We start from the raw sequence: 8041 nt of genomic DNA on the forward strand, positions 1-8041 counted from the left end.
ATTAGGCTGATGGTTAAAAGGCTTGCAGCCTAAAAGATGTCAAATGGGTTCTATAATGCTCAGTAATTTGTAAATCGCTCTCGTGATACAACAAGCCATCTAGAACATGGCTAGCATCCCTCATAGTGGCGTTAATCACCTTAATATGGAAAGGGGTATATTGGTCAGAAATATGCGTGTAAAAGAGTACGCTACGGTCTTTACCGTACTTGGCATTAATCTCTTCATTTAGACACCGATGTCCAGCCGCCTTAAAACGTTGACCATCAGAACTCGATGTCGTTCCATCCCCCCAATAAGCCGCAAATGGCACTCTGGTATGGAAATTAACGATCTCAGCCATTGCTTTAGAATAAGTTTCATCGCGGATGTACCAATCGGATACCCAAGCTAACCGCTCGAAAGACATGCCTGGAATTGCATCCGCCATCCGCGTTAAACCTAAATTAATCCCATCAGCCAGCAAAGCACTTAACAACACGACTTTATCGGCAACTTGTTCGCCTGAATGTACATGGGTAAAGTGTTTGGTGAATTCCGTCCAAGCGTCAACTTCTACTAATAGGTCTGTTAGCTTAATTTTGGGCAATAACCTATGAACTTTTCGGCTAAATTCCTCAACCTCTTTTGGCACAGTACTAGAAAGTGGAGTAACAACTAACTGCTCTTTTTCCATCCTGACATCGACGAGTTTCTGCTCTGTCATCAAGGTGGAAACGATCTCTAATTGCTCGGATAATTCTAGTGTACGTTGTGCGATGTAAGTCAGAAAATCTGTCGTAATAGCATTGAGTCTTGAGGTTTGTCCACCCTCAATTTTGCGGATGGTTTGGATATGTATTCCCGCCTTCTCACTCAACTCTTTTTGGGTCAATCCAAGCTGTCTTCGCAACCGCTGGATGTAATTAGCCAGTCCTTCTGCTACCGTTGGTAGCGTCGAATCATCTGGTTGAGACATTAAAATATATCTAAAACTATACTCATTAATAATAATTAAATTTGCTTACTTTTATCCCATTAATTTGCAAAAGGTCACTCTAAAATTATGAATTTAGCAGCTTTAGCCACTGAGTTTTTAGAGCGTCAGGGATTAGGTTCCAGTACTGTCCGTTCTTATGAGTCTACGATGATCCCTTTGCTTCAACAATATGGTCGATGGTCGATTGAAATCATCGACCGTCAATTATTAGTCGCATATCTCGATGGTCTGACGGATCTCTCCTACACGACTCATCGTCGCCATCAGACTGTCATCGCGGCTTTGTTTAATTTTGCTGTCAATCTGGGCTATCTTCAATCCAATCCGATTGCTGGACTCCCCAGACGCAAGCCTCTTCGCGAACATGGCGAACATGGGACGGATGAGATTGTCCGTTATCTGACTCCTCACCAGTTAAGTTTGCTCTATGGTGTAATTAAAAATCTGATGTTCGTCAGATGCGCTGGTGCGCTTACTGCATACTAGTGGTGCTAGGATTGCCGAGGTATTGGCTCTTAATTTAGATGAGCTAGATTTCCACAATCGCAAATTTCAAGTTGTTGGGAAGGGGAATAAACAACGATGGTGTTTCTACAGTGAAGCCGCACAGAGCCATCTAGACCGTTATCTAAAATATTACCGACACTCTAACCATCTCGCCTTATTCACCGCTCAACAGCCCAAGACATTGGCGGTATCCCGCCTTTCTTATCGGATGACTCATAAGTCTTGGAGTAAGTTGATTGGTGACACTCCAGAACTTCAAGCGATTCGGATTCATGACCTGCGGCATACTTTTGCGACGGAGCGGGTAGGACTGATGGCGATTGAAGAACTTAGGGCATTAATGGGGCATGAGAGTATTCAGACAACTTTAAAATACCAAAAAGTCACATCACAACGGGCTGAAGAAGTCGCTCAATTAGCACTTAAAAGTCTGTCTAATTTTTCCTAGATAATCTCTAAATTTTGATAATGCGGATCGATCGTTAAGAATACTTTCATCTGAATATTTAATATTGGTGCAGAGAATACATACTACTCTGCACCAATAAACCGAGCGATAACCAGGCAAAGCAGATGAGATCGCTCAAATGACCGATTGGCAAGACTTTGAGGCTATATGGCTAGTTAGCAATGAATATTTATTCGCTGAAGTGCATACCCTGAAATGATTTCAGCCTTAGCGTACAATTTTCCTGTTTTGGCACGGTGATGCCTTATTTGCATAAACCCTCCAAAAGGGGGATTAGTGAAAAACAGGGTTTGACACAACACCCTTGAAACCCTTGCCAGTAAAGAAAAGACAGTCTCAGAAACTGTACTTTTCGAGATACACTCATATTGTGTCGCTTTTCATGTCTCAAAATGCCTCTCTCCGATCGTCTAAGAAGTAATGATACTCTCTCAAACCTATGGCTCTTATCAGTCATGGGCTAATTTAGAGCTAAGATATCTGCCTCTGAAAACTAGTAGCTCTCAGCTATAAATATGCTTATTCCCCTTTTTGGAGGGTTTATGCAAATAACCCCATATTTTAAATTTTCATGATTAACTTTTGACGACAAGAGGACTACCATCTGAATATTTTTTTAACTTAGTTTCATCTAATGTTACCCCTAAGCCTGAACCTTCTGGCAGACTAACAATGCCCTCTTTAAAGGGAATGGTTTCTACAATAATATCGTCGGTAAAACGTTCTAAAGGTGAACCATAACCTAATGGTTCAATAACAATACTATGAGCAGCACAAAAATGAATAATAGCGGCTGTTCCCACTCCAAAGGTATGTTTAGACCCCATATTACAGGCGAGTCCCCCTGCTTCCGCGATGGCCGCTACTTTACGACCATAGTGAAAACCCCCTAAACGGGCTAATTTAATCGTAATCATATCAGCAGCACGCATTTTAACGACTTTTATCGCATCTGCAGGATTAATCACCGACTCATCAGCTGTAATGGGGACAGGAGAGACACTTGTAACCTGTGCCATCCCGTCTAAATCCCACCAAGCACAGGGTTGTTCCAGATTTTCTAGTCCATAATCTTCTAAAGCACGAATGAGGCGAATAGCTTGTTTAACTGTATAGGCCTGGTTGGGATCAATTTCTAGGGGAAAATCATCTCCTAATGCTTTTCTAACCGCAATAAAGCGTTTAATATCTCCTTGCCAATCTTTGCTCCCTTTTAAGGTTAGCATTTTATAGCCCATATCCCTTAATTTTTCGGCATCACCAGCAATTTCACTGAGAGGTTTAATGGATAAACTGCGGCTCACTTCCATGTGGGTGCGATAAGTCCCTCCAATTAACTTAGCAACGGGCAGATTTAAAGCTTTACCCATAATATCATAGAGGGCTAAATCAATTGCACAGCGAGAGTAAGAAAAAGCAAAATCTTCGCCAACGCGCTTATCAATGGTTTTCATGATCAGTTCGACATCAAAGGGATCAAATCCCATTAATATTGGTCCTAATCGTTTATGTAGTATCTCAGTAACGGTTTCAATTGTTTCTCCCGCTCTATCCGCATGAATGAAAGAAGCTTCTCCAGCACCAGTAATCCCTTCATCCGTAATCAATTTAATAACGACATGATCACCATGACTAATAGTTCCACGAGAGGTTGAATAGGATTTTTTATAGGGAATTTTAATGGGCCAAATTTCGAGGGCAATAATTTTCATAGATTTAGTTATTATCTTTTAGATTTTCATTAATTGTAAGTATATCACGATGGAAGAACCAGTGCCACCAGTAACTGAACCATCCCAAGTGTCACCAGGGGTCGAACCTCAACTATAGCAACCGCCAAGGCGGTTGAGCCATATAATGGAGGTAGACCTTAATCTTACTCCAGGTGTGCTGGAAGGAAACCCATGCCCAAACCCTACAGTTACGATCTCCGTCAAAAGGTAATCCAAGCCATCAAGCTTGATGGGTTAAAGATTACTGAAGCCAGCGAGATATTCAGTATTAGTCGCAACACAATTAGATTATGGCTGAAGCGGGAACGGGAGACGGGGGATTTTCAAGCATTACCGAATCAACCGTCTGGTAATGGACACAAAATTACTGATTGGGGAGAATTTACCAAATTTGTCGAGCTTAATGGAGATAAAACTCAGGTAGAGATGGCCAAACTATGGAGGGAAGAAATTAGTGACCGCACGATATCAAGGGGATTAAAAAAGATTGGCTTTACTCGAAAAAAAAAACTTATGGTTATCAAGAAAGAGATGAAGTTAAACGACTTCTCTTTAAAGAAGAGATAGGTCTGTATGTGCCGCAGGAGCTAGTGTATATAGATGAGTATGAGTCGGGAATGGATAATAGAGAAGATTATAGCTATGGTTGGAACGAAAAAGGAAACCGCTTTTATGCTCTAAAAAGTGGCAAAAGACAAGGGCGAGTTAATATGATTGCTGGTTATTGTGATGGTCAGTTATTGGCTCCATTTACTGTGGAGGGTTCTTGTAATCGAATCGTGTTTGAAACTTGGCTAGAAACTTGTTTAATCCCAACGCTAAAACCGGGACAAATAGTGATTGCTGATAATGCCACCTTTCATAAAGGTGGTCGAATTCTTCAATTAATTGAAGCCGCAGGTTGTCAGTTAAAATACTTGCCATCTTCTGAACCTGATCTTAACAAAATTGAGCGCTGCTGGTCATGGCTAAAAAGTCGAATTCGTAAACAACTAACTCAATTCGACTGTCTCAGGGATGCAATGGAAGCTGTGCTTCGCACAGCGGCTTAACCGCCCTGGCGGTTGCTATATCATCCCCAGTGCCACCAGTAGTCGAACCATCACCCCCTGTGGATGAACCATCAACGGTCGAAACAAAAAAACAAAAACCCAAGCGGGATTACCCCGATTGGGTGACTGTGGATATCAAAGCATACTACAATAAGCTGGCAAACAACGAAGAACTACTCAGGAGTGTAGTTAAGGCAATGGTAGAGTCGAGGGAGGCGATTATGCCTCGCCCCTCTCTGTTAGATCTGGGCGTGCAACTTTCACTGCACCCAGCTCCCGACAATCTGTTTTGCTCTTATGGTGTATGTAGTCATGACAGCTTTCGTGAACAACCATTAGATTTTTGTCTTTCCAGTTGCTGTGATTGCCGTCAATGTGATGTAGAGGCACTCTTTCTTCTCCCATGAGAAGATGACCACAGTGTCCACAAGTATGATTCTGCTTTTTTAGCAGTTTAGAGGTTTTACCGTCGTACAATGCGCTGTTAGGCATCACCGTGCCGTTTTCATGATCAGTTCGACATCAAAGGGATCAAATCCCATTAATATTGGTCCTAATCGTTTATGTAGTATCTCAGTAACGGTTTCAATTGTTTCTCCCGCTCTATCCGCATGAATGAAAGAAGCTTCTCCAGCACCAGTAATCCCTTCATCCGTAATCAATTTAATAACGACATGATCACCATGACTAATAGTTCCACGAGAGGTTGAATAGGATTTTTTATAGGGAATTTTAATGGGCCAAATTTCGAGGGCAATAATTTTCATAGATTTAGTTATTATCTTTTAGATTTTCATTAATTGTAAGTATATCACGATGGAAGAAACTAGAAATAATAGAAGGAAATATTTTAATATTTTTTACTACTAAAAAGCTACACCAAACGTTATAGACTATTAGGGTAAAAGCAGTGGCTAAAGCCGCCCCATCCATTCCTAAAATAGGAATAGCAATCGCATTTAAGACCACATTAATTAAAGCACAACTACCTGACACAATTAACACTTGATTTTGATACCCTGTCATTACCATTAAGTTACCTACCGAACCACATAAAGCATTCGTTAATTGTCCAATCACGAGAATTTTTAAGCTCCAATTAGCGGTAACAAATTCCTCTCCAAATAAGGCTAAAATAGGTTGGGCGAAAATGATTAAAACTCCGGCAATGATTAAAGACGGCCAAAAAATCCAGATAGAAGCTGCTAAAACCACTTTTTGTAGTCCAATACGATCTTTTTGGGTATAAAGGTGAGTAAAAGTAGGTGCAACCACTAAATTAACAGTTTGTAAAATAAAACTTACCCACAAAGCCGTATTAGCCGCAGCATTGTAAATTCCTGCAGTAGCTACCCCAAGAAAAGAACCCACCATGATAATATCAATTTGCCTGAGAATCTCTCTAAAAGCACGATGAAATAACAAAGGTAATGCAACTCCTAACCATTGACGACGAGCATAAATGGTAGATGCGGACGTAATTTCTTGAGCAAAACTCTGCCAAATAAAGGCTAATTGTAATAAGACAACTCCTACTAATGTGGCGATGGTCATATCTATCATGGGAATACTGGTTAAAGTTTTTTCTTGCCATTGAAAGAGGCAAAAACTTCCTCCCAATAATAGAATAGGCCAAAGCACTTTTGATGGCCCATAAGCGATAGTAAGGCTTTTTGCACCCCTTCCCATGTCTTCTTGGAGTTGTAACAATGATTGTAACGGAATTATCCAGACACCGAAGATTAAAGCTTGGGCGTAGGTAAACTGATAATAATAGTCAAATACGGAGATGATTATAGTACAAGTGATCGCCACTAATAATCCCATCCCTAGGGTAAGTTGCCAACTACTTAATAATAAACCTCGCATTTTTCCCCATTCTTCTTTGACTCGATATTCAGTAATAAAACGTAAAACAGCACGAGGTAATCCTAACCCTACAGGAATAGCTAAAACTAAGCACCAAGCAACTACATAAGTATAAATCCCATATTCTACTTTTCCCATCCAACGGGCTAAACACACTTGAACTAGATAAGTCAGAACTACTCCAGAAAGTTGCAAAAATAGAGCAAAAATCGTGTCTTTAGCTAGATGTTTTAAATCTAAATCTGATGAGGTTTTGCTATCTAGGTTGAGGCTAATGCTCAGTTGTATAATGCGTTCTTCGAGTTCTTTGAGTTTCCGTCTTGCTTCTACGACGATTTGAACCAGTTCTTCTTTTGACAACTGATTTAGTTGGGTTTGCTCATCTGGGTCAAGTTTGTGTTTCATTTCAAGTAGGGGTAAGGGCGAGATACGCGCAAAAATTATCATGAACACGAATTTTTGTAACGACACTGACATTAAGCTGTCGAGCAAATAATCATAGAATTATTGCATAGCAAGGCTTCTAGCATACAATACTTCGAATATAATTTGAGCGAATTTTCGAGCCTCAAGCCCTTATCGGGGTAAGGGCGAGATACGCGCAAAAGTCATCATGGACGCTAATTTTTGTAACGACATGACATTAAGTTGCCATGTAGACAATCTTAAAATCATTACACAGCAAGGCTTCTAGTATAAAGTCATCTATTTCCAGATTGGTTTATCTCAAAGATTTCCCCACTTTTAAATTTTCACCAGTTCTCTATCGATTAAGAATAGCTGGAAATAAAACAGAAATAAACTTTGCCGAAAAGGAACTTTTAGATAATTCGATCACTATGCCTGAAAGTCTTGCTAGTTATATATTTATAAATTAAACATTGCCTACATTGTCTCAAACTAGGCAATGTTTAGCAGCCTCGATCTGTACCTACTTTACAAAACTTTATGGTGGTGATAACTTTTGCGCGTATCTCGTCTTTACCCCTTGAAGGTTCGCGGGGGACACCAAATGATAGTGTTTCGAGTCCTCAGTGAAGCTAGCGGCTAAGTCCATAGCTTCGATTGAAGTTTGCGAACCAGGCACACAGCCGTGTTTGGCACAAATACTGATGATGACATCTAGGTCAGCGTTGTCTAGAAAGGCACTGAGAAGGTCGTTGGCGAAATCGTTGATTATTCATAGGGTTTGGTGTTTTGGATGGGTTAAAGGGGATTGTAGGGGTAGCTTTTAAAACTACCCCCTGTCTGATTCTAACCTACAGGTTGAAATGTCGTACAGTTTGAATAAAGAATGTAGTAGCTACATCTTTAATCTCAGGTGTCTCTAATTCAACGCTAGTGGACATCTCAGCGGCTGTGGTTAGGCAGTGCCCGTATAGAACCCATTTGACATCTTTTAGGCTGCAAGCCTTTTAACCATCAGCCTAAT

At 40.6% G+C, this 8041-nt stretch carries 5 protein-coding genes and 3 pseudogenes; 3 read left to right on the forward strand and 5 right to left on the reverse strand.

Annotated features, from left to right (window positions below; translation table 11 throughout):
- Positions 1–52 precede the first annotated feature (52 nt).
- Positions 53–787, reverse strand: a pseudogene (locus NJ959_RS21830) (Tn3 family transposase); the annotation flags it as partial.
- 18 nt (positions 788–805) lie between these two features.
- A pseudogene (locus tag NJ959_RS21835) lies at positions 806–958 on the reverse strand (helix-turn-helix domain-containing protein); the annotation flags it as partial.
- 84 nt (positions 959–1042) lie between these two features.
- Between NJ959_RS21835 and NJ959_RS30800 the strand changes: the two are divergent.
- Positions 1043–1934 (forward strand): annotated as a pseudogene (locus tag NJ959_RS30800) (tyrosine-type recombinase/integrase).
- Between the two features lie 596 nt (positions 1935–2530).
- On the opposite strand, the gene NJ959_RS21850 reads toward NJ959_RS30800, so the two are convergent.
- Positions 2531–3667, reverse strand: coding sequence for a mandelate racemase/muconate lactonizing enzyme family protein (locus tag NJ959_RS21850; RefSeq protein ID WP_254013857.1), 1137 nt, complete (start codon positions 3665–3667; stop codon positions 2531–2533).
- A gap of 192 nt (positions 3668–3859) precedes the next feature.
- Between NJ959_RS21850 and NJ959_RS21855 the strand changes: the two genes are divergently transcribed.
- A protein-coding gene (locus tag NJ959_RS21855; RefSeq protein WP_254013858.1) for an IS630 family transposase occupies positions 3860–4740 on the forward strand; the annotation gives its coding sequence in 2 pieces (ribosomal slippage) (positions 3860–4189 and positions 4192–4740; 879 coding nt in all).
- A 29-nt stretch (positions 4741–4769) separates the two neighbouring features.
- Positions 4770–5147, forward strand: coding sequence for a hypothetical protein (locus tag NJ959_RS31050; protein ID WP_254013859.1), 378 nt, complete (start codon positions 4770–4772; stop codon positions 5145–5147).
- An 84-nt stretch (positions 5148–5231) separates the two neighbouring features.
- On the opposite strand, the gene NJ959_RS21865 is transcribed toward NJ959_RS31050, so the two are convergent.
- Entirely contained in the window at positions 5232–5507 is a 276-nt protein-coding gene (locus NJ959_RS21865) for an enolase-like domain-containing protein (protein WP_254013860.1), read from the reverse strand.
- A gap of 4 nt (positions 5508–5511) precedes the next feature.
- Positions 5512–7014: a flippase gene (locus tag NJ959_RS21870; protein WP_254013861.1), complete on the reverse strand. Its 1503-nt coding sequence runs from the start codon at positions 7012–7014 to the stop codon at positions 5512–5514.
- Positions 7015–8041: the final 1027 nt, after the last annotated feature.

This window comes from Limnofasciculus baicalensis BBK-W-15 (assembly GCF_024178385.1).
Lineage (GTDB): Bacteria > Cyanobacteriota > Cyanobacteriia > Cyanobacteriales > Coleofasciculaceae > Limnofasciculus > Limnofasciculus baicalensis.

Excerpts from the sequence above, each read along its gene's own strand:
- NJ959_RS21850 (WP_254013857.1), bottom strand. The coding sequence starts at position 3,667 with ATGAAAATTATTGCCCTCGAAATTTGGCCCATTAAAATTCCCTATAAA.
- NJ959_RS21870 (WP_254013861.1), bottom strand. The coding sequence starts at position 7,014 with ATGAAACACAAACTTGACCCAGATGAGCAAACCCAACTAAATCAGTTG.
- NJ959_RS21865 (WP_254013860.1), bottom strand. The coding sequence starts at position 5,507 with ATGAAAATTATTGCCCTCGAAATTTGGCCCATTAAAATTCCCTATAAA.